Raw genomic sequence first — 25516 nt, 5'->3', positions numbered from 1 at the left:
AACACCTGCCAATGACAGGTGCTTGTGAATTAATAACAAATTTATTCAGTGGCTCCGCACTAAGCTGAGGTTCCTTGGCTTGCCGCTCAGGCCAGCAGGGCGCGGGCCACCTGATCCACAATGCAATTGATGCCTGTCGGTCCATAGCAGCCGATCCATGTAGCGGCATCCACCGGATATATATGCTGCCGCCTGTCTGCATCCAGCATGCCCCAGACGCTTTGCTCTGTCACAGATATTCCCTCCTGCATCATCTCGTTGCTAAGTAAAAAGTAGTGGTTAGCATGCACAGCCGGTAGTCTGTCGACTGAAATATGATAAGCCGTGTCGGAGGTGTCTGCGACAAATAGCGGAGCAGGCAGACCAAGGTCCCGGTACAGCACGGCGCCTGTGCGATGAGAGGCAGTATGTACCCGAACCACTGACTCACGCGGGCGGATCAGAGCCACGCTCTTCCCCGCCAGTACCGGGGCAAGTTCTTCTGACAGTAATGCCGTCCGGCGAATGTAATCCGTAATAATACGTTCCGCCTCCGCCCGCTTGCCCGTCAGTTCGCCGAACAGGCTCAGAATTCTCTGCCAGCTCTCATTACGCTTAAACATTATAGTTGGAGCAATCCGGCTTAAGCGTTCATAGTGCTGATCATGCACCTCGGTACAGATAATCAAATCCGGCTGCAGCCGTTCCACAGCCTGCAGGTCCGGGTACTCATAGGTTCCGAGCATTTCCGTTGCCTTAAGCCTGTCCCTGATATATGGGGGGAAATTTAACGCCGCACTGCCTAGTCCTACACTTCCTGCCGGTAGCATCTCAAGCGCAAGCAAATGGTCAGCATATTGAACGTCGAGTACGGCGATCCGCCGCGGAGAGGCTGTAACGCAATATTCGCCTCGCATATGGCATATCACCGGTCCCTGCAGCGACTCGTACGAGCAGGCCAAGCGGTCCGGCAGCCCGGAACAAGCGGAGAGCGCACCGGTCCCGGAAGCGGCAGTGCGCCTGTAGAGCTGTGGGGGAACTCCATAATATTTCTTGAACGCTCTGCTGAAGTAATACATGTCGTGGTAGCCTGTTCTTTCAGCGATTTCGCCGATGGGAGCGTCCGTATGACGCAGCATCCGCTCTGCATTCTCCATCCGCAGCTGGATCACATATTCCATCGGTCCGAGCAGCTTCTCCTGTTTGAACCGCCGCTGCAGCTGTCTCGCGCCGCAGCCGGCAAGCGCAGCCAGCTCTTTAAGCTTCAGCTCCTGACGATAATGCCCCGCTATATAGGCAGACACAACATCCACCATGTCCGGCGCTGCGCCGCCCCGGCCGCGTTCATGCTCCATAATAAGCTCATACAGCACTCCTTGCAGCAGCGCATTGGCATGGAAACGTTCCAGCCCCTCTCCCCGGCTCCATTTGGCTACGATCTTGTCCGCCGCCTGATGCAGCTCCGCCGGGAGCACAGGATAATGAACAAACGAAGTGCGCAGCGGGTGATTACGCTGCGGGAACAGAACATGGGCGGCTCCCGTCATAGGAATTGCCTTGTAGATAATAATGGTATAATGAATGTTTTCTGATCCGGCAGTCAAAGTAAAAGCTGATCCCTTGACAGCATGACAAGCAAAAGAGGCCCGGATATGGCAAACTTCACCATTCATCACAAGCCCCACTTCTCCGCCGCCTGCCAGCAGCAGCAGATTGGCTGTCAATCCCGTTTCGCTCATCACACCGCCAGGCGGCAAAGTACCGCTGCGCACGTCAAGCGTTTTGATTGTCGTATCACTCCATAAACTTGCCTGCTCTTGCAGCGGCATTCCTCTCATCTCCTGACAATGTTTCTATTGTCATTTTAATTGAGATTCATTCTCATTGTCAATTTTCGGACACTTTACGCAATATTCTCCTGACATCCGGTAATAAAAGCAGCAGGTGATGCGCTTGTTCTTCGCAACCTGTACCCGATCATTGTTCTCTGTAAAACGGGTAAACGGATTCCGCCTTTCGCCAAACAGTTGCCCGGGGGCCATCCGGGTCAGGAATGTAAAATCTGCATGCATCCGCTGCCTTTCTTGTCTGGATTCGTCTGCTCCAGGAGAATACAGCGGAGCAATACGCACCATAATATTCTCCCAAAGCACCGCTATAGAGACGGGGCCAATGGCGGCAAGCGTCTGCAGCAGCGGCGCAAGTCTTACCGCAAAAATCTCCTCTACGACCTCTTCCCGCCACGCTTCCCTGTCTTCCGGTGGCGATGCAGCCCGAAGTCCGTTCAGCGCCAGGAAAGGAAAAGGCGTATCCACTTTAAAAGCCGGGGAAGCCGGATGATAAAGGAAGCTGTTCTCCATCGGGAAGGAGACTTCCCGATTATGAAAGGTCATAGCTGTCAGAAGCGGCGCGATCCACAGATAGCCGATCCGCTTGGCCAGCATGGAAGCGGCAACCTGCATATCCGGCGCGCCGATATAATCCTTAAGCCAGCTTACATATTCACGGCATGCAGCTTCTTCATGCAACTGGCTCAGGGCAATAGTACGGACGCTGCCTTTAGGCGGCTCGCCTAGCCACAGCCGGTATTCTTCCGCTATTTGCTTCCAGGAGACAGACGACAGATAGTTGTCCATTTCAATGCGATCCCAGCAGCGCTTCCGAGGCCTGATCTACGATAATGTTAAGAGCAATGGGACCATAGTAAGCGATCCAGAGCGTTGAATTCACGTTATATGCACGGTTATTCTTGACTGCATCAAGGGATTTCCAGACCGGACTGCTTGCCAGAGCCTCTGCCTCTTTGGCAAACAATTCATCCGACAGCAGGAAATAGTGATCTGCTCCGATATCAGCGACTCTCTCCATCGAAATTTCAACGGAGGTGTCATCTTTAATCTCCTGAACGAATGCAGGAACATTTAACCCCAAATCCTCATAAAGAATGCTTCCGGTCCGATGCCCGGGACCATGTACACGAATACCTTCCGGTCTAGGGCGAATCAGCGCTACCGTTTCGTCGCCCAGCTTCGCCGACAGCTGCTCCCGCAGTCCGGTGATCTTGTCCTCGTAAGCCTGACGCACTACCTCCGCCTCCGCCTGCTTGCCTGTTATCGTACCGATGGTAGCCAACGTATCCCGCCAATCCTCGTAGAAGTCGAGTACTATGGTAGGCGCAATTTTACTGACGCTGTCATATACCTGCTCCTGAAAGTCGGTCATCAATATAAGATCCGGATTCAACGCCACAATAGCCTCAAGATTGGGTTCATCGCGTGTACCGAGGACCTTCACCTCACCCAGTTGGTTGCTTAAATATTCTGGAAACTTGGCGTCCTTCCCTCCAGCCACAACGCTGCCTGCCGGGTGCTCACCAATCGCTATCAATTGATCGACAAATTTCACATCAAGCGCAGCAATCACCTTCGGCTTCCCGGTCAGCGTATATTCGCCCTTCATGTGCTGGATGGTAACCGGGAAGGCTGCTGCAGCCTGCGCCTCCGGCGATGTCTGAGCCTGTGTTTCAGACGCTGAAGACGGCTCGGTTGAAGCTGCAGCAGACGACTGTGCGGCTGTGCCTGCATTGGTGCCCCCTCCATTGCCGCAAGCCGTCAGCACAAGTACCAGTGCCAGCATCCATACCATTAATGGTCCTGATTTTTGGGCGGCATTTATCCTGCTGCCGGTTGCCTGCCTCTTTGTTGCTCTGTTCATGCTGACTCCCCCTTTTGTATGATAATGATTTTCATTATCATATTATATAAAGCGAGTATAATCGATCCACACACTCCGTTTCCATGTACTTTTGCGACATTGCAGCCGGATTAATGCGACATTGTGCTCCATAGGAGCATGTTTCCTTTTACACAGTATCCCTTCGGGATTCCGATAATCCAATATAAAAAGACTGCCGACAATACCTTCGACAGTCTTAAGGAAGGGGACCTGCTCCCCTCTTTAACTAAGTTAAATATTAATTACCCCAATATTCCTGGGCAATCTGTTGTCCTTGTTTGATCTTCGCCCACTGTTCATCTTCCGTTAATTCATTGCCGCCATCACAGGACGCGAACCCGCATTGATGAGAAAGTAATAATCTATCCTTATCAATAATTTTAGAGGCTTCATCCAGCATTTGAACTACACGGGCCTCATCGTCAAGCGTATTGGTCTTAGAAGACAACAATCCAAGTACAATTTCTGTATTAGGCTTATCTTTAAACACCGCAAGCGCCTCAAGGGAGCCTGCACGGTCATCATCCCATTCCAGGAAAAAGCGGTCGTACTTAAGCTGCTTCAAGAACAGATTAGCAATTTTGGCATAGGAGCCACCACCCATATTACGGGAATCATAGTTACCACGGCAGTTATGAGTCCACATTTTGAGGCCTAAGCTATGACCATAATCAATGATTGTATTGTTAATGTCAATAAATTCTGTAGCTAGAGCCTGTACTTCCTCTTGATTGATATTCTCGCCGGTATATGGAGAGTTCGGGTTATCATCTGCAAATAGCTCCCATAAGCAATCGTCGAATTGCAGGATTTGTCCTCCGGCAGCAGCAAAATCCGCAACAAATTCCTTATAAGCCTTAACCAGACCGTCTTTAAGCTCATGTCTGTCCTTATAAACCGCTTCTGTGCCGCCAATGTTATCTGACCATGACAGCTCACCAAAAATATGGGATGGAGAAGGTACGCACAGCTTGGTTTCACGGTCGCCCGCAAGGGCTTGAAGTTTCTTAAATACATCAATAAAATGATGGTTCTTTCCACCTAATTCACCTGTGATGCGCAAACCAATATCTTTTCGAGTCTCATATTTTGAGGCCCCATCTGTATCTCTGAAAAAATATCCATGATCCGCTATATAGCGGCTAATTCCTTGGAAGCCCCAGACAAAGTCCAAATGCCACATAGATTTAGAATGTTCTCCATCCGTAAGAATGGACAAACCATTGTTAATTTCTTTATCAACTACAGCCTGAATCGCCTCAGCTTCACACTGCTCATACCCTTGGAAATCCTGGTAAAAAGGATAACTGATATCATCCCGATGCTCAATCTGATGTTTATATTCTAATAAATTCGACGGACGCAACAGGCTGCCTACGATTTGAAATCTATTGCACATGTAAAATCCTCCTCATATTAACCACATGTCTTTCTCTAATGGTTAGATTCTAGCATGGAGGATTATTATCTACATAACACTTAAAAGTAATATCTGGCTATAGTTAAAAGGTATAATGAGTATCTTAGCTTTCTAAGGTTATCAAATAAATAGCTATTATAGCCTTCTTAAAGGCGAACTATATAAACAACAACCCGAACTTAGAAAAGTTCGGGTATCATAACCAATACCGCAACGGATTCCACATGCCTTGAGCGGTTATCACGGAAGACGCTTCAATTCCGGAAAGAAATAAGCAACCTCCGCTTCATATCTGTCCTGTGCCGACAGGCAGGTGTCCAGCAAATATCCTTTTTCCGAAGAGTACTCCTTCAGGCCGCGGTAATAAAACAGCTTATACTCATGGTCGATGATAAAGGGGAGTATACCATTTTTCAAACATTCCTTGAACAGGATGATCCTGCAGACATGACCGTTTCCGTCCTGAAAAGGGTGGATGCTTTCAAATTCATGATGGAAGTCTACGATGTCCTCAAACGAAATTCCGGGTTTTTGGTGATACATGGTGAGCAGCTTCCCCATCGCGCTTGCCACTTTTCCCGGAGCAGTTGTTTTCATATCTCCTACCACATTGGGCCTGACTTTGTAATCCCCCACGCGGAACCAGTCTTTTCTTTCATCTGAAGTATTTCTTTTTAAGATTCTATGGAATTCCTTGATCATTTCTTCGGATAAGTCTTCATGTGCAAGGTTCAACATATAGTCAAAGCAGGCGAAGTGGTTTACCGTCTCAATAATATCGTCAACACTTGCTGTTTCTTCAGGTTCTACGTTTATTGTGTTGGTTTCAAAAATATATCGTGTCTGATCCTCAGATAACCGACTGCCTTCGATCCGGTTGGAGTTATAGGCAAGCTTAATTTGGGTCTGATGGTACAGCCCTCCTTTAAGCCCCATCTTCATTTCTTCCTGTAAGAGCTCTATTAATGTTTCATATTTCATCCACATTTCTCCCAGTAAATTCAGAATGATTCCATGTATCTTAATAGTCAAAATAGCCTTACCTATTGTTATCATTATAGCATTCTCTATTGTAAAATATGCAGTTGTGCAAGATTCTGTCTGAGCTTCTCCACATCCGCGAATTCCGCGAGCACGCCCGACGATGATGAGCACTACATCTATGCTAAAACGCTACGATCATAGACAGCCACGGTCGCGCGCAGCTGACCGAGCTGTTTGTCTCTGCCACGATGTCTCATGAAATTAGATCTATAGCGTAGAATAGTAGAGAAGATTGAGGCCGTTATACACGATATGCACCACGACCCCGGGCCAGATGGAACCCGTCTTACGGAACAGTATACCATTCAGGATGCCGACCATGAATGCGTCGAACAGGATGACGTTGAATCCATGAACGACGCCGAAGATCGCAGCGCTGCCAACCACGCCGGCCCATGCTCCGTAACGGTTCAGCGCATTGGCAATAACGCCACGGAATACAAACTCCTCGCCGAGCGGCGTGAGGATAGCGCCAGTGATAAGCAGAACGAAGAGTGAGAGCGCACCGCCTTGCGCCGCCGTCTGGAAGTCCGCTTGGTTGTTCAGCTCGGTGATGAAGTGAAAATACACCCCCTCTATAACGAAGCATCCGCCGAACGCGACAACACCGAGGCCGGCTCCCACAAGCAGCCATTTCCGTTCGACCGCCCGGAAACCGAAAGCGCGCAGATCGCGAACCCGCAGGGCGTAGGCTGCGAACAAGGCGGCGAGGCCAACGTGACCATTGCCTACACCCCCGATGTTAATTCGCAAGATGGCTTGCTCGTCAGGGATTTGCGCCATCCAAAGACCGAGCATAACAATGCCGATCAGATAGAGACCCAGTGCAGTTAGGGTCTCTGGCCAGCCAGGTCGGGCTTGGGGCATAGTGGACGTGGAAGAGCTAATTACCTCCATAAGTTCCTTTTCAGTTTCAGACAATTTTTGAACATTTTTCACGGGTGTACACCTCTTTGCATCGTTATGCGTAGATAACGACTTATTTAGTATATAAGTTGATGCGCTAGAGATTTCAGAGATTATCGGCAGAACGGAACGAACGGTCTATAAATATTTGCGGCTGACGAAGGAACAGCAAGAACAACTGAAGCAGACCATCGTATCACCTATACGCTAGCTGCGGTGGATGAAATCAAGCAACAAGCCTTCACAGAAGTAACTTTTCCTACTTTAAAAAAAGGTGAATGGACGAGAAAACCGCTCACTTGCTCTTCAAAGATGAGTCGATGATCCGCGATTACCAAGCGCTTCAGCATACGTGGTTTCTCAAAGGCAAGCAACGTGTCATCCAGACAACAGGCAAACATCGTGGTGTTAAACGATCACGGCCGTCCCGCTTACGGCAACCATCAGCATGCCATCGCGAATGACTTCGTAATCAATGTCGACTCCGACAATCGTATTAGCTCCCATCCCTGAAGCTTTCTGAGTCATCTTAGCAAATGCCGTATCTCTCGCTTCCTGAAGCTTGCCCTCGTAAGCGCCCGAACGCCCCCCTACGAGGTCGGTAATCGAAGCCTTAAAGTCTCTGAATACGTTGGCTCCTATAATGACTTCACCGGTGGCAATGCCCAGATACTGCCTTATCGGGGAACCTTCAATAGTTGATGTAGTGGTTATAATCATAATTTATCCTCCTCAATTGGCCTGGCTATAGGGTAATACTTTTGTTGCTGTTTTCCGCTTCAGGCCCCAACCGACCTTTTTCGGACGACATGAATACAACAAGAGCGGCGGTGACTTGGGACGATCTTCTCATAAACCAATCCTTTGTATGTTCGAATAGCTTTCTCACCCCTATCCTACCAGCCCCAATGAAACAGAACCTAAACGGATAGACAAACATCAGCTTAATTTCACTCCCGCCGTTTAGGTTCTGTTAAAGTGATTATGCTACTATGGAAATGGGTGAAAACAATGACAAATCTATCCGATTTTAAAATCGCAATCGTCGACGACGAGCCTTCGATTGTCACGATGCTGCAAATGGTGCTTCGCAGGGAAGGGTTTCATCAGCTGTACGCGGCTTCCACCTGTGCGGAAGCTCTCGATTTAGCGAAGCGTGAAGCCCCCGATATCCTCCTGCTCGACATCATGCTCCCCGACGGCAGCGGCCTGGAGCTCTGCTCCAAGCTCCGCAAATACGGGAATCCGTATATTTTGTTTCTGACGGCCAAGGCTTCCGATCTCGATGTCCTGCGAGGCTTCGCTATGGGCGGGGACGATTATATCACGAAGCCCTTCAATCCTCTGGAGGTGGCCGCAAGAATTCAGGCACGCATACGCCGACTGGAGCCAGAAACCTCGACGTCCAGTCCGGCGAAACGGCCCGATCCGGGGATTTACCGGTTTGGCCGCTTCACCGTCAACGAGGTGGAGGGCGAACTAATCGTGGAGGGACAGCCAGTTCCTTGCCCCGCGCAGGAGTTCCAGCTGCTGCTGCACTTCTGTAAGTTTCCCGGCATCGTATTTTCCAAAACACAGCTCTACGACAAGGTTTGGGGGATCAACGGACAGGGCGATGATTCGACGGTAATGGTGCATATCCGGCGCATCCGAGAGCGGATCGAGATCGACCCCGGTAATCCGAAGCTGCTGCTCACCGTACGCGGGCTTGGCTACAAGCTGGTGAAGGAGCCGCAGGAGCGATGAAGATCCAACAGCGCATGGCCTTCCACTTCACGTATCAATTGATTTTTTATGCCCTGCTTATGGTGGCTATTACTCTGGTTGCCTGCATCTTGTTTTTCCAGAACATGACGAGTAATGAGATACGCCGGAACTTTCCGGTTGGCGTCCTGCAACAGATCGCTCAAGAAGCTCATTACAAGGACGGGACGATTCAGATCTCCCCCGAGTGGGACAAGCTCATCGAGGAAAAAGGCATGTGGCTGCAGGTTGTCAGTGCCGAAGGAGAGGTGATCTACGCCGTCAATACAACTCCGTATCATTCGCTGCCGGCCTCCTACTCCATCGCTCAACTGCTCGATATCCAAGAGACACGGACGTTTGGGACGTATGCCGTACACACTCAGCTTAATTTTGCTTTCCAAGACCCGCTTCTGTATATGCTGGGCTATCCTAGTCCTGACCTTGACCAGCTCGTTGCCTGGTTTGATGCCTACGGGCAGCATGGAATCGTGCGTAGCGAAGCGGTTTCCCACTTGGACCAGCGGCTGCGCAAAACCGGCAGCTATCTGCAGGTGATCGACCCCGAGAGCCATATCGTACAAGGCATCGGCGATGGAGCATACGTGCAGAAGGCGTATCGACAGCTGGATATCCTGGCCATCCAGCAATCGCCCAGCAACTATGACACGAATATTGTCGCCCATCGGGACAAGCTGAGCGGAATGACGTGGATTCTCTATACACCCCATGCAGCGGGAGCCCCTCTGAAGCATCCTGTGATGGAAAAGGCAACGCGTGGACTCGTCCGGATTACAGTTCTGATCCTGCTCTTGGCGCTGCCGATCTCCATCTGGCATGGCTACCGCTACGGTCAGCCGCTGATTCTGTTCGCAGGCTGGTTCGAACGTATGGGCCGGGGACAGTACGACCAGGTACTGACCGCCAAGGACATGCGCAAGGTATTCCGCCGCAACGGCATGATGCGCATCCGCTACAGGCTCTATAAGGAAGTGATTGAATCCTTCTATCAGATGACTCATCAATTGGCTCAGATCGAGAAGGAACGCGAGAGGCTGGAAAAGGCGCAAGCGGAGTGGATGTCAGGGATTTCCCACGATCTGCGCACGCCACTGGCCACAATTCAAGGTTATGGGTATATGCTGGAGAGCTTGCCTGAGCAATGGAGCCAAGAGGAGATGCGCATCATGGGCTCGACGATCCGGGAAAAGGGGGATTATATGCTGGAGCTGATCTCCGACTTCTCATTGATTCATCAGCTCAAGCAGGGCGATTCGATCATGAAGTTTCGGGAGATCGACTTGGTTGAGCTGGTGCGCTGCTCCGTACTGAAGTACGTCAACGACGCCATGATGTCTGAGTATCAGTTTCACTATGTTGGGGAGGATTGTCCCTTGCTGATACAGGCCGATGAAACCTGGCTGATGCGGTTGATGGACAATTTGCTGTCCAACGCCGTGAAGCATAACCCGCCTGGCGTGATTGTCAACGTCTATGTCGGCAGGATGAACGACAAGGCATGCATAAGAGTAATCGATAATGGCAAAGGGATGGACGAGGAAACGCTGCATCATTTGTTCAATCGCTACTACCGGGGAACGAATTCCGATGAATCGACGGAAGGCTCCGGGCTCGGGATGAGCATCGCCAAAACCATCGTGGAAGCGCATAGCGGCGAAATCCAGGTAAAATCCAAAGTGTGGCAAGGCACGATAATTGAGATCTTATTGCCCAACTGAGCGTTTGGCTGGGAATGATTCTTCCCTGTGTAAACGCTCAGCTGAGCAAAATCAGGACACCGCTCTTTCTCATCTCTAGGGGGAGACTGATCTGTAAGCATAATTGTAAGCGGCCCCCCCGCCCATAAGCACGTATAATATCAAAAAAACTGCAGTCTCCAGTATGTACTCCCAACATTGAACACGATTCCACATGTGTGGAGTAAGCAGAGTCAACACATACAACAACAATTAATGGGAACGTGCAGCCATCACGGTAATCAGGAAGCTGCTGATTATCATGATGATTTGGCCTCCCGTTACTTCAAATATTCCGAACCTCCACAACCCTCCCTAAATCCACATACTGCTCATGATCCAGTTTCACCTTCACTTTACCCCTGCGGCGTTTCTCACGCCATTCGCGAATATCTTCCTCCGTTTCTAAACGGAGCTCTGCAAGCTCCAAGGCCCGGTCCAGGATATACTTACTGGTATAGAGCACCGTATAAATCCCTTGTCCTCCCAGCAAGACAGGCACCGCTAACCGCTGCCAGGCCTCAATCGTGAAGCGTATATACAGCTCTTCTTCTGTACCCGGGCGAGAAGGAACCTCCTTGATCTCCTTACGCCGCAGCACCTTCCAATCTGCCACTTTGCCTACCCAGTGAATGCCCGTTTTTGCAGGATCATAAAATTTCTTTCTGGATTGGCACATCGCCACATATTCGAGCTGGGTGAGTATCTTTACATCTGAAAGGTTTTTTAATGGCATATGATAAAAAGATTTCTGCAACGCCACCTCAACTTGCTCCGGTCCCCGCACAGAACCGACCAGCACATTTTTGCCAGCAAGCTGATTGGCATAGTATTCTCTCGTCCCCTGTGGACGGGTGGAGCGCTCAAAAGCTTTTTCCGGACTATCCTGAATAATCTCATCTAAGAATTGCTCCACCAAGCTTGTAGAATTCGGTAGGAACGGTAACGCGCCGATATTCAATAGCTCAATGCTTTTGTAAAAGTGGTGGGCTTTGTACCGCTCCTCATCCGGATACGGAAATAACACATACGCTCCAAACATGCTTCGCTCATATTCCCCTGTGCCTTTTTCCTGATACACAATCGCGTCCCGATAACGGTGCATCGTGTTGATGTCATCCTCTTCAGGCCCAGGCTGTCCATAAGTCCGATGATAGGAAGTCCCCTCGTAAGCAGGGTTTAAGCGATACTTGGCATCGAAGACATACTTGTACTCTTTGATTGTGCCCGCATCCTTCTTTTTCAGGGTTAGCACATTATCCGGGCGTTGACTCAGCGTCGGGGTCTTGTCCGTTCCAGGAATCGCATTATAATACAGGATGAACTGCTCGCCATTGATTGGATTCTCATAGACCATCTTGGCGCGCTGCGAGCGATCCAGCGTAACAAAAATACCGTTCCGATTCACCTTAATAATATCCTGCTTCACCAGCTTATACTTCTGCCCCAGGAGCTGATTCAGCTTCAAGAAGCACCAATACTCATAGAGCTGAGCAACATCCTTCATAGATAAGCGGAACAGGTCGCCTTGGATAGACAGGCCTTTAAGCAGCATCAGATAACAACGATAGACCTCGCGGTATCCAGGAGCCATCTGCAGCACAAGCGTAACGGACATCTGCTTCAGCACTCCAGCCTCACGCAAGAAATCCATCTTGAGCACCCGCTCTAGCTGAGTGAGCATGGCGTCTAACCTTTTGATAAGTAATGGATCTGGAGTTCGGCTGTTCATCTTCCAGCGAGCCTTGAGCTCCTTCAGCTTCCCATGAATACGTTCCAGCATCCACCGGATGAACCGATTCTCATTAGTATCATAGGCTAGGCGTTTACGTGTCTCTATTAAATGTGTAGCTGTATAATTCCGGCTGCCGATGGTCAAGAATCCATGGTTCGTATCTTCTCTCAATCGTTCGGGATGCTTCGTGAGCTCGCGGATATTCTCTCTTCCTGCCTTTTTGACCCGATTGGCATCCACTAGTCGGCGATCCTGGAGCAGCGCGTAATTAGGATTCTTGTTGATCCGCTCGACGGCATCCAGAAGCTGTCTAAATACATGCTGTAGGATGGTAAAAAACTCCGTCAGGCTCTGATGCTGCGTCTCCCGCAGGCCTGTTAGTTGGTAGGTTCGGCGCAAAAAATCAAAGGCCAAATTATAAATCTGTGCGTTTACTTCATTCAAAATATTCTGGTAATCCAGCTTGTAATCCATCTTGGAGGGGAAAATCTCCATTTCTACCCGCAGTAAAGTCTGTCCCGCGCTTCGTACCTCCCACTCCGTCAAACCAACCTCATTCCCAAAGTTCAGAACACCCGCAAGAATAGAGTCCCCTAGAGGCTTAACCGCCTGCCGCAGCAGCACATTCTCATGGTAAAAAGAAAGGCTATCCGCGCACTTGTTCTGGATAACCAGTTCATACGACTGTGTCTCATAAAAACATGGAAACACAGACTCCCCCGGCTGCCACTCCACCATCCCGCCCAGCTCAGGTGAGAAGACTTTGATCTGCACATTACCCAGCCGTTCGGAGCAATCTAGCCCAAGCTGTGCATTCACCCACTCCTGACTAGAAGAACGATGAAGCTGCAACGTCTCTACCGTAGGATGATAGGGCCGCCCCTGCACATAAAGCGTAAAAAGCTCCGTTTCGATACGGAGCAACTCGGCCGCCCCATTAAGAGAGCCAGAATGAGGTAAATCCATCTTCCTCCAGCCTCCTGAGCATAAAAGCCAATTTACGAGCAGTTTGCGGATGTTTGGCCGTAGGCGGAGTTTGGCCAGTAGCCCATTTCATATAGAGTGGAGTAGCATCCTCTTTGAGTTCTTCAATATTTACCGTCACGCCAGCACCACTACCAATAGCACCCTTAATCAAGCTCAACAGGACTCGTCGAACCGAGGAGTGGCTCCCTTGGATGCGAGGTAGTATCTTTTGCAGCAGCTGCCAGTCAAAGGCTTCTTCCTCACTCATCAGCTTGTACCGATCGTTATAAATCATATAGAAACAAATCGAATCCCGTACCCGAAAGCCCACATGAGCGTGAATATCCTCAAGCAAGGCATTGATTTTAACCAATCTTTCTGTCGTCCGGACAACGAGCTCTTTGTTGACATCATAAGCATCAACTAGCTGCAAATAATCGGAGCGCAGGAAAAGATGATTCAGTTCGGCAGCGTCAAAGCTATCACTAGCCTCTACCTGCTCACCCAAATCAGGATACTGCTCTAGATTGATGTAATTGAACTCTAGCGTGTTGGCACGGTCGAGTACTTTTTTGCTAAAAGGATGTGTGGTCTCGTCCATGTTCACCGTCCCGATCAAGAACACATTCTCCGGGATGCCAAGACTGCCATACTCCTCTTGATCCTCAAGCGTATCCAGCAAGGTAGGCGAGATAAGGTCCTGCGTCGTAATCCTTCCCTCCCGCCACTCCTGTGTTTCCAGCACACTTAACAGATCACTGAAATAATGCTCCACCCGTGCCAAATTCATCTCATCCAGGCAGATAAAATAAGGCTTATGCTGATTCTCCAGCTTCCGCGCCTCCACGAACACCTTCGTAATCGGACCCGGTTGGAACCTGCCCGAGAGGTCCTTGTATCCCAGCAGATCCGCAGGATCACTCCAATCCGGCCGGACTGGGATCAAGGTAAACTGACCATTATCCCTCGTTGCTCCAAGCGCCTCCGCAAAGAGCTTCACTAGCCGAGTCTTTCCTGTGCCCGATATACCTGCCAGGATGACAAAGGGCTTGGCCTTCAGTGAGAGGTAGAAGTTCTCGATCAGGTGCTCAGGGAAGAAGAAGCCTTGGCGGCGGATGTGGGATTGGATTTGGTGGAGTAATGTTGTAATACTAGAATCTGACGGCGGTAAAATAGGAATCCCCTCATGCGAGCTCTCCGTATTGGAGGCAGCCTCATCTTGATCTAGAATGATAAAATCAGGCCAATTCACTTCTGCCGTGAGTGACTGAAGTACTTGAAGCCCTTGTCTTGAAAAGCGGAACAAATATCCTTGATTCACACCGCCTCCAGAATGAAGCGGACCTTGGGTTAAGTTCAGTTGCATAATTTGTTGATTAAACTGTTGTAGCCTAATAGGCGGAATGAGTTCCGCATACTCCGAGCGAACCAATCGTCCTTCTTCTTGCCAACTCGTATTGGCCATGGAGCCTGGTTTAGGTGCTTCTACTGCCGCATTTGTTACTTGGCTAACATAACGAATAGCTTTATTTGAATAATGGAGGATGATATCTCCTTGTTTAACTTCATTCATCGTCTCCCAATGATACAGTTTCCGGCCTTGAGTATTCAGTAGGGGCGCCCACAGAATCTCCTCTTCCTTCTCTGCTTGAATGGTAGTTCCCTGGTTTACCCACCATACATTAGGCTTCGACTTATACGTTATAAACTCTAAACGGTATTCGAAAGGAACTCCTGTCGCGAAGAAACCTATGTATTCTGCTTGATCTTCAGGAACGACAACCTGGGGTTTCTTCGCATCATCTGCTAGTTGATTCGTTCTCTCTTGCATAATGTAGGAATATGAATGCTTGAAGGTTTCAATTAACAAATCCTTCAACGTTTGATTTCCGTTATAGCGGAGTTGAAGAGCCTCCCGGCTAGCAGAAACTTGATCGATTTTAAATAAAGTGGCTTCATAGTTTCGATCTTCATATATGAGCTTAACCTTTATTCCTTCACCTAAGTTAGGCTGTTGACCTTGATTTGCTTCTAAGAAATCCGGGTGAAACTCAACTGGAATATGAGTACCGTCACGAAAGATTGAAAAGTCTACTTTTTTGCGACCAATTAAGTTAGGAATGTCTGTGTCTTTCCACCAGCTTCGTAGTTGTTTGATCATTTATGTTAACTCCCTTAGTCCAATGATAGGTAACTTACAGATGCTGCTCGTTCTTCCCCTTTATTCTCTGTACATGAAGCTTGCGAATCTCGGCATCGGTGATATTAGCCTGAACCAAATGATCGTATATCGTTTGGGCCTGCTCCGCAGAAATAGGAGGTTCAGGAGTTCCCGTTTTCAAACTGATCAGCTTCCTAGAAATAAACTCACTTAGTTCCACATCATAGACAACCAGTTCGTCCGAGTGGATTTTCCGAAGCTCCGGGTCAATACTGAACCGACATCTCATCGTGAATGAAACCATAGAGATGAATTTCACTGCGGCTACACCTTTTATCAGACTCTCGATAGCCTTGATATGTCCATAGTTTTGCTTCAGCGGATTATACATCTTGTAACGGTTGCTCACTGACCATTGTTGATCCGTCCGCCCACCTTTAATTTCCCCATTGTAGTTTTTCGTCTCAATGACAAATAAGCAATACGGGGAGATAACGATGTGATCAATCTGAGTGTAAGCTGTTCTAGACTTTGGATTAGCGAGCAATAAATCACTTAACGATTTACACTCCTTAGGTAGCTGGTCAAGTTGGATATTGATTTTATGCTCGCCTAGCTCTCCAATTCGTGTGGCAGTAACCTTCGGTTTCGACTTAGGAGTTGGTGCCTTACGCACAGTCTGTGGCGGCTTAGTGTTGGATTTTTTGAAGAGAGATAATAGCTCTTTAAACATAGCAAAACCTCGATAACAACTAGATTTACAATATGTATGGTAATTCGACAATTTGGGAATGTATTCCTTCCAAACATGCACACAAGAAAAAAGGACTGTCGCATGGACAGCCCCAACATAAAGTTAACGCATACCTTGGATTCCCTCTTAATCCGAGAGAACAGAAGGAGCAGCAAATGCACTAGCAAGCTGCATTCCATCCTGTAGTCCTTGTAGATATAGACGTTCATAAAGAACGGAGTGCTTTATAGAAAGCTTATCCTCCCAATTTTCAAACTCTGGCTTACGTGCAATATCCATGGAGGCAAACAACACTTGAAAAGCTTTGCGCTCTTCTTCAAAAGCTTGTCTAGGCTCGGATTGATGTTCAATCAGTGCGCTTACCTCACCCAAACGACCTTGAATCGTTTCTATAAACCATACTGGAAAGCTCACCATATCTCCTCCAAGACAAAAGTTCATATAAAAATGACACTGCATGCCTACTTTTTTCTTGATACATCTGATTAATAAGTTCGTCTACTCTATGACTCTGAGCCTGAAGCGCCTTATTCGTACTTAACGGAATTCCCTGCTCCAGTGATTTCTGTCCAAGTTCATTCAGCTTTCGCTTTTCCCCCTCATATTTGTGTAACAGATTGTGCATTGCATCCTCACCTTTCTGGCAAAGTTATTTTCATTAGCTAAGCTTTTCTAATCGCTCCACCTCGCACTCCAATAAAATTTTGTCACCCAGAGAATCTTTTCGATGCTTCATTTCGGTATCACCTCACAATATAGCCAAATTGTATGCGAAGAAAATGTTATTTAAATGTGAATATCGAATTAAATTAAAATAAACTAATGGACGCATTAGAATTTCTATACCCATCTATAGAAAAGAGAATTCATTTCCAAGCTGCAAACTTTCGGCTTAGACATTAGCCCAACCAGTTTATCAAGATTGGAAGGTCAACATAGACTCGTGCAGGATTATGAGGTGGTTGCTGTTACGAAAGCATTGGATGCTTCTGTTGGGGAGTTGTTGGGAGAGAGGTTGAAGGGATGGTGGAGAATAACTCTGCTGCTGAAAGAGACTTGGCTCTCAAGCGTAAGTACGTAGCTGTATTTTTAATAGTCGTAATTTTTCTACATGAAGTTTGCAAAGCTCTGGTTGGACAACAATATATAATTATCTTTCCCTCGCTTACACAAACTACGTGAGAAATACTTATGCTATTATCCTACCTTCTTTGTAGTACTAAATTAAAGCTCGCAGAGGCCTCTTTACAATGTGTTCTCCATGAAGGATCTTGGCTCTCATCCTTGGCAGCACGTATAAACACAGATTTTCGCGAGCTTTTCTTTAAAATATTCCTACTATTTGAGGTATCATTCACTGGGTTTACATAGCCTTTGTTTTGCGACAGCTTGGATAATTACTACAGCCCCAGAAAGCCCTACCCTCCTTACTTTTACGCTGAACCATTGGTGCCCCGCATGCACAGGTTACGGCTTTGACTTGGGTGCTACTAGCTTTTTTAGACTTTACTTTGCCTTTTGCAGGCTGCCATTTCCCCCAAGCTCGGAGCTTGTTCTCGATTAGAGCCCCATGCCAGTAATCAACTTTGAATTGCTCCGCCTCTCGTTTTGCATCTGCTGTAAGATCGGAGGTGGTGATTAACAGAGACAAGATGCAGTCATGGTTTCTTTTAGCACCTACCAACTCGCGAACCGTCATAACCTGCACTTTATTGTGTTCAGCATAACACTTGGCTTGCACCGCAGTTTTCTCACCGCGCTTATCGATGATGACCAAGTCTACACCCCCATCCTTGCCTCCCACTCCTACTTCCTTGACGGTATAGCCTTGATCTCTGAAATACAGAGACAGCAATCTTTCAAACTCAGCGCCGTTAATTTGGTCTAAAGATGCTTTCAATAGCACTTCATCCGGTCTGCATGTTGTCGAGGAACGGTTAAAGGCAGTGGCCGTGCTTTTCTTAACGGGTGTTTTCCGCTTGGCTGAACTGCGTTTTTTCTTCTTATTTCCTTGCATCAGTCCGGACAAGATGGATAAAAGGATGATAACTGCTATAAATCCAATAATTGATGCCATAATTGCTCCTTAGATACATTAGTATAATTGAGGTGTTATGCCATTACTCGCTTGAGTTGACCTTCCAGGTACTCTCTTAGTTCTGGGGTTCTTCCTTTACCCTGTCTGGGCCGTATGCCCATCTTGCTGATAAAAGCATTCTCAATTTACACTGTTAACTGGTTACTATCGACTTTCTCTCGAAAAGCTACAGCACTGCTGTTGTAAACAATCATGGATGCTCTCCTATAGGTCAGTATATTTGTCTTTCTTCCCAAATGCCTTCTCAATTGGATATTTAGCTTCATTCTTTTTAAGCTTAGTAAAGATTATGTCCTCAAGGTCTAGATCTAATGACTGAGCTAAGTACACTGCGTAAACTAGCACATCCGCTAGTTCATCGGCGATCTGTTCTTTCTTAGACTCAACCGCTTCTTCTGAAGATTTCCACTGAAAATTCTCCAGCAGCTCTGAGGCCTCAATACTCAACGAGATAGCCAAATCCTTTGGATTATGGAATTGTTCCCAATTCCTATTCTCTCGAAAGGCTAAGATTAGTTTTATAAGCTCTTCTTTCATCCGTATGCTCCTGTCATGAAAAGTGAGTAAACAACCCAAAAAGAGGCAGTTCTCCCGTTACCTGGGATACGCCTCTGAATGGTCAATCACGGCCATGCTTTGGCCTTGTTATATGCTTCTTAATTAAGAATATTATGGAGAGCAGGAATAGTCAAACTAAATAAAACACACTACTCTATTAAGCCTTCCGCATTTTATATAAATCTACTAGATAACAAAACCTACTGTACTTAAAATGCGCAGTTTTTTCCTGTGCTAGCTTGATTTGACTTATATCATCATTTAAGTGACTCAACTGCTCGTCCACGTTCAGTCCATAACAAAGCGCAGTTTGCATAATAACAACTAGCCCATCAAGTAGTCCCTTTGGATAGGTCTGAAGAAAGTGAAAATAATCATCCAAGAGTTCTATTTTTCCAGATAAAATCTCTACAGCATATAAATTCACTTTTGCCAAATGTCGAAATTCACGTGCAATTTCTTGCCCATCCGCCCCTAAATCCTCCAACCACCCAAGTTCTACGTATCTGTAAATACTATCCCTGGCCTGCTCGTAATCCCCCAGATGCTGACATGCAACTCCACGCATCTGTTGACTGAACCCAAAATAATAAACAAGAGGGTGCTGCATCTTAACAAAGGGGATCGTCATCCCCATCGACTTGCAGTACAGCCGCTCTTCATAGATACGCTGGGCATAGCTATGCAAAATATCTGCAGTGTATAGCAGCTTGTCCCACTGTTCGAAGTAATGCGCAGTTTCCAGCATTTCGACAAGAACATCCGGGTTGAAGGACTTTAGAATTGAGAGGTGCATAGGTATAACCTCCTTATAGAGAGTAATTCCAGAAAAAGCTTCTTTCTCTATTTATGTGCTAGTAGTAGAATAATTAAAATATACTACTTATAAGGAGTTTTTTCAATAAATTTTACCGTCTATGAAACCCTGCTATTTATACCTGTACTCTCCTACCCTTTAGGAGAGGTGAATAATAATGACAAAGTTACGGAACTTGGTTGGGGATAGAGTAAGGGATATTCGGAAAGCAAAGGGCTTAACCCAACAAAAACTTGCGGAGTTATCCAATCTGGATGATGCCTATATAGGGTCAGTAGAACGAGGGGAACGAAATTTCTCTATAGATTCGCTTGAGAAAATTGTGGCAGCCTTAAAGGTTCAACCAAGTGAATTTTTTCAAAATTATGATAAACAAAATGAGATTGAAGCTGCACAAAGAGCGGCAGTTGATGAGTATATAATTGCTGTGAGCGGGTTAAGTATTAAGCAAATCGAGGCTATGATGAGGATTGTAAAAGAGGTTAGCGAGGCCTTAGAATAGTGCACTAAGCTTTTTAGGTTATCTTTTTTATTTTCCCTTCATACATAAATGTTCTTTTCTGTAATAGTGATTAATTTAAAAATAGCTTTGGTATTTTGGAGCTAATTGCAAATATAGGAACAGCGAAGTCCTGTATCCACTCTCTATGACAATCCAATTATGCAGGAGACTAAAATGACGAATGAACTTGCTTTTGAAAAAATAGGCTTTAATAAGTTGGATTCTGATCACATTCAAGCAGATTATTTAATCAACCATCCAGTCGTCTATATTCTTTATAATCAAAAGTTATCCCAAGCTTATATTGGGCAAACTGTTCACGTGAAGAGACGCCTAAATGAGCACCTAAAAAATCCACGACGTAAAATCCATAATCAAACAATCATTATTGGAGACGAGAGGTTTCATCAATCTGCCACTTACAACATCGAGACCAATCTAATTAATTATTTTATTGCCGAAAATCAATATAAACTCCAAAATGTCAGTCAAACAGTAAAAAACCAGATGCATAATTACTATCAAAAGGAATATTACAACCAAGAAGTTTTTATGCAAATATGGGAAAGGCTAAAGCAAGAACATATTGTAGAAGAAACGCTTGAGAACTTAAGAAATAAAGATACGTATAAGCTTTCTCCCTATAAAGAACTCTCGGAACAGCAACTAGAAGTAAAAAATTCTGTTATAGAGTTTTGTCAGAAGCACGCTAAAAAGACTACTCCTCACGTACTTGTAATTGAAGGTAATGCAGGCACAGGAAAAAGTGTATTATTAAGTTCAATATTTAATACTATTCAAGATTATGCTAATGATACTAGCTCCACTTTGAATGGTACAAATAATTACTTATTGGTTAACCATAGCGAAATGTTAAAAACTTATCAAAGTATAGCTAATAGTCTCCCTAATTTAAAAAAGAAAAACTTTTTGAAACCAACGTCCTTCATAAACAAAACAGTAGATCCAAATACTAAATTAGCTAATATTGTATTAGTAGATGAAGCACATTTACTCTTAACTAAAGAAGACAATTATAATAACTTCCGGTATGCGAATCAGCTAGAGGAGATCATTAAAAGAAGTGTTGTAACTATTGTAATCTTTGATCCGAGGCAGGTTCTCAAGATTAAAAGTTATTGGAATAGACAAATGCTGAATGAAGTAACAGAAAAATATCCTACCAAAAAGTTTCAATTAACTGATCAATTTCGAATGAATGCGGGTCCAGAAATCATAAATTGGATCGACTGCTTCCTTTCAAAGAAGCTTGTTAAGATTCCTACAGACAACAAAAATGCATATGATCTGCAAATCTTTAGTAATGTACATCAATTTAAGAAAGCGATTGAAGACAAGAATCAGGAATTTGGTCTGTCAAGATTGGTATCAACCTTTGATTATGAACATAAAAAGGATGGAGAGATATATTACATAGAGGCTGATGGGCTGAAAATGCCATGGAATATAACGAGTAACAGTACTACTTGGGCCGAAGAAACTCATACTATTCAAGAAGTAGGTTCTATTTATACCATCCAAGGTTTTGATTTGAATTATGTTGGTGTAATCCTCGGCCCATCCATTGGATACGATGAGAAAACAGATCAAATTCTAATCGACGTTACTAAATACAAGGACGTAGGTGCCTTTGCCTCACGAACTGATTTCTCCAATGAGAAAATAAAACAGATTAAAGAAGAGATCATATTAAATTCGATCAATGTTTTAATGAAACGTGGCATCCATGGACTCTATATTTATGCTACCGACTCAAAGCTAAGAGAGAGATTATTATTATGCCGTCCCTAAAATTGCTATTTTACATAGGCCTATAACCTCGAGATGAAAAAACAATACCCTCTCAATGAAGAGAGGGTATTCCTACTTTAACTTCTCATTCGTTAATTCCATTTCATACTAATATTAAATAGTTCACATGGAGCAAGTAATAATGACAACGAGTTAGATGTGGCAGTATTCGTATTTTTAGATTGTAAAAGCAACTCAAACCAAAACTGAGTCATTTAATGATAGACTTAAGAAGGACAATCACGCAGCAATATACTACCAATTCCCTCTAGTTAAATGCAATTTTGACACTCTGCCACTCGTAAAAGCTGCCTTCCTGCGGTTATTTAATATTAATTTCCATCTCGGTTTATTGATACATAGCAATAATCTCAATATTTTTATATTCTTCATCTACATAAAGTTGCTTGAGTCCATCGGGTCGATCTTCTTCCATCGATCTTCTCACAGATCTGTTTAAAGAAATAAAGTCTTTTAAAGGATCATAAAATGCCTTTTCTTTATTAACGTTGGTTGAAGATATTATTCTTGCAAGAATGGTTACTTCCAACAATTCATATTCTTCTAACTGACCATATAAGATTCTCAAAAATTTAGAATCAATTTTTGAACAAAGCAATCTAGTCCCACACTCAGTAATTATTGGTATTTTGGCATTTGATGTCTCGAAAAATATCTTGAATGCTTCTTGCTCATCTTTACTCATCTCTACAGAAATTGAATTCAATATCATAGGTTTAAACTCACCGATCATTTGAGTTAAATCAAAATTCTCTGGAATACTGAGATAACTATCAAATTTAATAATACTACCTCGCCTAATCATTTCTATTTCAGAATCATCAGATTCTGTGAAATCAAAATAGTCGTCCCTTCCATATAATAGTTTCTCAAACTCATCACAGTCATACAATAAGCTTTCTTCAATAACTGCTTCATATGTTTTTGATGCTTTCGCATCACCCATACTTATGCCTTTATCACTAGAGAAGTTCAACCTCTCTATTTTCAAGTTTTTTTCTCCTCTTAAAACGGTTTTATACTCGTTTATTTTAATATTATCGTAATACACCATATTCCCAAACAACTAAAAACCTCCTTAAGATTAGCAACACTACATGTCAATAATATTTAATTGCTCTTTAGAACAATAATGAAAAGTTTTTTAAACAAGATCATTCGGTGTGATATCGAAACTAATTTGACCGTGTAATATTCAGAAAATTCATTTTAAACAATTAATTATTAGTATCTATAGTAACGGGCTAATCGCTCCTTTAAATTGAACATAAAATGGAGTATTTTACCTAAAACCAGTAATTCTTAGCGCTTCTTCATATATAAAGTCGTATAATGGAATTTTTACCATTATCATAAAATAGGACTTTTTAAATTTCCAATATGATTCCAAAAGTCCTGAGAGGCGATTTAGACTTTGATTCAAGTATAATGTAACTACTGAAGTCCTTTACTTCAATTGGCTTACTTTAGTATAGATCTACTGAATCTTTTGCAACAAAAAATGGTCATCCAAAACGCCACTTTCTGATAGCTCGCAGGTCCTATGAATCGTCCTTCTTTGCCCTCAACTGATATTAAACCCAGTTTTAATTCGGAATATTTCATATTTTTTCTACTCTAGGCCTAATAAGCTGAAATGACAGATGTTGTTACATTCCAAGTTTTATTTCTTCGTGGATTGTAACCAGAGGAAATATCAAAATCGAAATTAATTACTTCACGTCTGTTCTCCTGGCCAAAAATAACATATCCATTTAATCTCTCGGGATTAACTTCAAGAGATAGCGTTTTTCCATTATCATCTACCAGTTCAATGATAACCTCTTGAAATTCAATAGGTAATTCTCCACCATTTATAAATCTAATAGCTATTTCGATTTTGTCTTTTCCTATTGCTTTTATCCTTTCTACATCGACTCTAGCGATCGAATTACTATAAATATCTCTTCTTTCTAATTTTTCAATTTGGTCGAGAAATTTTTTTCTATCCCTCTCCCAAATACTGTTATCGATTTGATTTAAATTAAAATTTGCAATAATCATATCTTTAAAACTATTTAGTTTTTCTGAATCGTTAACCCTAAAGCATATTTTTGTCGGATCTATTGCACCTACTATACTTTTAAAATCAAAATACGGTAGTAATATCGAATGATATGCTCTTGAAGTGATCCATGTTGCCCCCATTTCGTTGAGACATGGCACACTATTGTAATAATTTTTTGACAACATAAATATAACAAGTATGTTTTGGTTAAACTGCTCTTCCAGAAAATCATAGATTTTTTCACCTAATGGAATTCCATATCCTTCAAATGAACTGCAAAAGATTTTTTTTTTGTCTTTAGGTACTCCCATGTCATTTAATAGTTGAATAACTAATTCTACGTAATCCTTATCCATTGTAGCGTGACTGATAAAAATCTTTTCAAACGGTGTAGAATCATTATATGTTTTATTCTCTGTTCTCATATTAATTACATCTAAGCTACCATTCAATCCTTCTAGAACCCCGATCATTGTATCAAAATATTCCCTACCGTTCCCCACTGCGTTTTTACCGGCTTCATCAAATTTTATTGTTATTGGATTTCCTTCAAAATATTTATTTAAAAATAGGATACTTTTTGTAATCCATGTTTCGTATTCCTTACCATCAATATACGCACCCAATTGACTTCCTTTAAGATTCTGTTTAGCAACAATATTACCTTCTTCAACTAGCTCATTTATGTATTTTCTAATCATTTCTTTATTCATAGTATCTCCCTTTATAAGTGTAATTTCGATTTATCATCCGTTGCTATGCATGTATTACACTTCTAATAAGTTCAATTTAAAGTTATATCTTGCTTCTTAAAGTAAGATATAACTCTCTTGTTGTAATATTTTTAAAAATAATCATAATTTATACTTCCCTTCTATAGTCGTTATAGAACATTTCAATATTACAAATAGCGTAGCCATATTAATTTACAAATTCGATACCCTTTTTCACTGACACTAGCTTATCGCCTCCCAAACCAACTTTTAGTTACGGAAATCCCTAAATCACATCTTAGAAACACTATGGAACTTTCAGTTGATACAGAATTAATTGATAATATTCGACTTTTTCCTTCTTTTACCTCTTTATTTTAAATACTTTTAAGTATAGTCATTTGGTTTTCTAACCACATTTATTTCAAATTCACCAGTTCACCTCTATTTTTAGTTCATGCGGATAATAATTGTCCTTTTTCCCATGAAAAAGCACCCTTAGAATTCATCGGGTCAGGGGGTTATCCAATGTCCATTTTAAAGAGTTCACTTCAATTAAAAGAGCGCTATACACCGTTTACATCTCGTTATTCCCCGTTCCAAATTAACAGTAAACAACACTCCACATGTGTGGAGTAGACAGTATGAACAAACTTTATACGAAGTGCCTCCAACAAATGATTACAACCATTCTCCTTAATTATCACTACTCCATCCATTTGCCAGGTGATCCCTTGCCTATCTATGA

Annotated in this window: 20 protein-coding genes and 1 pseudogene; 5 read left to right on the top strand and 16 right to left on the bottom strand. The window is 44.2% G+C overall.

The genetic code is table 11. The features are described from left to right. Positions 1-86: 86 nt before the first annotated feature. From AC3WT9_RS28300 to AC3WT9_RS28275, 6 genes are all read right to left on the bottom strand, one after another. Positions 87-1808 carry a helix-turn-helix domain-containing protein gene (locus tag AC3WT9_RS28300; protein WP_341089751.1) on the bottom strand — a complete coding sequence of 574 codons (1722 nt, stop codon included), beginning with the start codon at positions 1806-1808 and terminating at the stop codon, positions 87-89. Positions 1809-1838: 30 nt separating this feature from the next. Beyond that, positions 1839-2615, bottom strand: a complete 777-nt coding sequence (locus AC3WT9_RS28295) for an IucA/IucC family C-terminal-domain containing protein (protein ID WP_341089750.1) — start codon at positions 2613-2615, stop codon at positions 1839-1841. A gap of 1 nt (position 2616) precedes the next feature. Further along, a complete protein-coding gene (locus AC3WT9_RS28290; RefSeq protein ID WP_341089749.1) occupies positions 2617-3693 on the bottom strand; it encodes an ABC transporter substrate-binding protein in 1077 nt (358 codons plus the stop codon). Between the two features lie 259 nt (positions 3694-3952). Further along, on the bottom strand, positions 3953-5113 hold the full coding sequence (locus tag AC3WT9_RS28285; protein WP_341089748.1) for a cobalamin-independent methionine synthase II family protein: 1161 nt from the start codon (positions 5111-5113) through the stop codon (positions 3953-3955). A 261-nt stretch (positions 5114-5374) separates the two neighbouring features. After that, positions 5375-6115 (bottom strand): Fic family protein, encoded by a 741-nt coding sequence (locus tag AC3WT9_RS28280; protein WP_492408389.1) that lies wholly within the window; start codon positions 6113-6115, stop codon positions 5375-5377. Between the two features lie 270 nt (positions 6116-6385). Next, complete coding sequence (locus AC3WT9_RS28275; protein ID WP_492408387.1) at positions 6386-7117, bottom strand: CPBP family intramembrane glutamic endopeptidase; 732 nt, start codon at positions 7115-7117, stop codon at positions 6386-6388. A gap of 165 nt (positions 7118-7282) precedes the next feature. Here AC3WT9_RS28275 and AC3WT9_RS28270 point away from each other — a divergent pair. After that, a pseudogene (locus AC3WT9_RS28270) lies at positions 7283-7497 on the top strand (hypothetical protein); the annotation flags it as partial. Here AC3WT9_RS28270 and AC3WT9_RS28265 read toward each other — a convergent pair. After that, the gene (locus AC3WT9_RS28265; protein ID WP_492408385.1) at positions 7493-7804 is read right to left on the bottom strand and encodes a YbjQ family protein; all 312 of its coding nucleotides are present in this window, start codon (positions 7802-7804) and stop codon (positions 7493-7495) included. The pseudogene AC3WT9_RS28270 and the gene AC3WT9_RS28265 overlap by 5 nt on opposite strands. A 291-nt stretch (positions 7805-8095) precedes the next feature. Between AC3WT9_RS28265 and AC3WT9_RS28260 the strand changes: the two genes are divergently transcribed. Together AC3WT9_RS28260 and AC3WT9_RS28255 are read left to right on the top strand one after the other, a co-directional pair. Further along, the gene (locus tag AC3WT9_RS28260) at positions 8096-8830 is read left to right on the top strand and encodes a response regulator transcription factor (protein WP_492408383.1); all 735 of its coding nucleotides are present in this window, start codon (positions 8096-8098) and stop codon (positions 8828-8830) included. Further along, complete coding sequence (locus AC3WT9_RS28255; protein ID WP_492408381.1) at positions 8827-10566, top strand: sensor histidine kinase; 1740 nt, start codon at positions 8827-8829, stop codon at positions 10564-10566. Before AC3WT9_RS28260 ends, AC3WT9_RS28255 begins: the two co-directional genes overlap by 4 nt. Before the next feature lie 304 nt (positions 10567-10870). On the opposite strand, the gene AC3WT9_RS28250 is transcribed toward AC3WT9_RS28255, so the two are convergent. The 7 genes from AC3WT9_RS28250 to AC3WT9_RS28220 all read right to left on the bottom strand — a co-directional run bounded on the left by AC3WT9_RS28250 (position 10871) and on the right by AC3WT9_RS28220 (position 19652). After that, the gene (locus AC3WT9_RS28250) at positions 10871-13285 is read right to left on the bottom strand and encodes a DUF2357 domain-containing protein (RefSeq protein ID WP_492408379.1); all 2415 of its coding nucleotides are present in this window, start codon (positions 13283-13285) and stop codon (positions 10871-10873) included. Continuing rightward, positions 13257-15446, bottom strand: a complete 2190-nt coding sequence (locus tag AC3WT9_RS28245) for an McrB family protein (protein ID WP_492408377.1) — start codon at positions 15444-15446, stop codon at positions 13257-13259. Before AC3WT9_RS28245 ends, AC3WT9_RS28250 begins: the two co-directional genes overlap by 29 nt. 34 nt (positions 15447-15480) lie before the next feature. Continuing rightward, positions 15481-16179, bottom strand: a complete 699-nt coding sequence (locus AC3WT9_RS28240) for a nuclease-related domain-containing protein (protein ID WP_492408375.1) — start codon at positions 16177-16179, stop codon at positions 15481-15483. 147 nt (positions 16180-16326) lie between these two features. Next, positions 16327-16614 (bottom strand): hypothetical protein, encoded by a 288-nt coding sequence (locus AC3WT9_RS28235; protein ID WP_492408373.1) that lies wholly within the window; start codon positions 16612-16614, stop codon positions 16327-16329. A gap of 949 nt (positions 16615-17563) precedes the next feature. Next, on the bottom strand, positions 17564-18277 hold the full coding sequence (locus tag AC3WT9_RS28230; protein WP_492408371.1) for a restriction endonuclease: 714 nt from the start codon (positions 18275-18277) through the stop codon (positions 17564-17566). 225 nt (positions 18278-18502) lie between these two features. Next, a complete protein-coding gene (locus AC3WT9_RS28225) occupies positions 18503-18835 on the bottom strand; it encodes a nucleotide pyrophosphohydrolase (protein WP_492408369.1) in 333 nt (110 codons plus the stop codon). 178 nt (positions 18836-19013) lie between these two features. Further along, positions 19014-19652 (bottom strand): DNA-binding protein, encoded by a 639-nt coding sequence (locus AC3WT9_RS28220; RefSeq protein ID WP_492408367.1) that lies wholly within the window; start codon positions 19650-19652, stop codon positions 19014-19016. A gap of 178 nt (positions 19653-19830) precedes the next feature. On the opposite strand from AC3WT9_RS28220, the gene AC3WT9_RS28215 reads away from it, so the two are divergent. Further along, positions 19831-20175, top strand: coding sequence for a helix-turn-helix domain-containing protein (locus AC3WT9_RS28215; RefSeq protein ID WP_492408365.1), 345 nt, complete (start codon positions 19831-19833; stop codon positions 20173-20175). Between the two features lie 174 nt (positions 20176-20349). Then, complete coding sequence (locus AC3WT9_RS28210) at positions 20350-21987, top strand: DUF2075 domain-containing protein (protein WP_492408363.1); 1638 nt, start codon at positions 20350-20352, stop codon at positions 21985-21987. Positions 21988-22336: 349 nt separating this feature from the next. On the opposite strand, the gene AC3WT9_RS28205 is transcribed toward AC3WT9_RS28210, so the two are convergent. Then, positions 22337-23074, bottom strand: a complete 738-nt coding sequence (locus tag AC3WT9_RS28205) for a hypothetical protein (RefSeq protein ID WP_492408361.1) — start codon at positions 23072-23074, stop codon at positions 22337-22339. 557 nt (positions 23075-23631) lie between these two features. Further along, entirely contained in the window at positions 23632-24768 is a 1137-nt protein-coding gene (locus tag AC3WT9_RS28200; RefSeq protein WP_492408359.1) for a toll/interleukin-1 receptor domain-containing protein, read from the bottom strand. Positions 24769-25516: the final 748 nt, after the last annotated feature.

It is taken from the genome of Paenibacillus sp. EB106-06-01-XG199 (assembly GCF_058791575.1).
This window is presented reverse-complemented; position numbering and strand designations above follow the sequence as displayed.

Coding starts and splice junctions, on each gene's coding strand:
- AC3WT9_RS28300 (WP_341089751.1), bottom strand. CDS start 1,808: ATGCCGCTGCAAGAGCAGGCAAGTTTATGGAGTGATACGACAATCAAA.
- AC3WT9_RS28295 (WP_341089750.1), bottom strand. CDS start 2,615: ATGGACAACTATCTGTCGTCTGTCTCCTGGAAGCAAATAGCGGAAGAA.
- AC3WT9_RS28290 (WP_341089749.1), bottom strand. CDS start 3,693: ATGAACAGAGCAACAAAGAGGCAGGCAACCGGCAGCAGGATAAATGCC.
- AC3WT9_RS28285 (WP_341089748.1), bottom strand. CDS start 5,113: ATGTGCAATAGATTTCAAATCGTAGGCAGCCTGTTGCGTCCGTCGAAT.
- AC3WT9_RS28280 (WP_492408389.1), bottom strand. CDS start 6,115: ATGAAATATGAAACATTAATAGAGCTCTTACAGGAAGAAATGAAGATG.
- AC3WT9_RS28265 (WP_492408385.1), bottom strand. CDS start 7,804: ATGATTATAACCACTACATCAACTATTGAAGGTTCCCCGATAAGGCAG.
- AC3WT9_RS28260 (WP_492408383.1), top strand. CDS start 8,096: ATGACAAATCTATCCGATTTTAAAATCGCAATCGTCGACGACGAGCCT.
- AC3WT9_RS28255 (WP_492408381.1), top strand. CDS start 8,827: ATGAAGATCCAACAGCGCATGGCCTTCCACTTCACGTATCAATTGATT.
- AC3WT9_RS28250 (WP_492408379.1), bottom strand. CDS start 13,285: ATGGATTTACCTCATTCTGGCTCTCTTAATGGGGCGGCCGAGTTGCTC.
- AC3WT9_RS28245 (WP_492408377.1), bottom strand. CDS start 15,446: ATGATCAAACAACTACGAAGCTGGTGGAAAGACACAGACATTCCTAAC.
- AC3WT9_RS28240 (WP_492408375.1), bottom strand. CDS start 16,179: ATGTTTAAAGAGCTATTATCTCTCTTCAAAAAATCCAACACTAAGCCG.
- AC3WT9_RS28230 (WP_492408371.1), bottom strand. CDS start 18,277: ATGGCATCAATTATTGGATTTATAGCAGTTATCATCCTTTTATCCATC.
- AC3WT9_RS28225 (WP_492408369.1), bottom strand. CDS start 18,835: ATGAAAGAAGAGCTTATAAAACTAATCTTAGCCTTTCGAGAGAATAGG.
- AC3WT9_RS28220 (WP_492408367.1), bottom strand. CDS start 19,652: ATGCACCTCTCAATTCTAAAGTCCTTCAACCCGGATGTTCTTGTCGAA.
- AC3WT9_RS28215 (WP_492408365.1), top strand. CDS start 19,831: ATGACAAAGTTACGGAACTTGGTTGGGGATAGAGTAAGGGATATTCGG.
- AC3WT9_RS28210 (WP_492408363.1), top strand. CDS start 20,350: ATGACGAATGAACTTGCTTTTGAAAAAATAGGCTTTAATAAGTTGGAT.
- AC3WT9_RS28200 (WP_492408359.1), bottom strand. CDS start 24,768: ATGAATAAAGAAATGATTAGAAAATACATAAATGAGCTAGTTGAAGAA.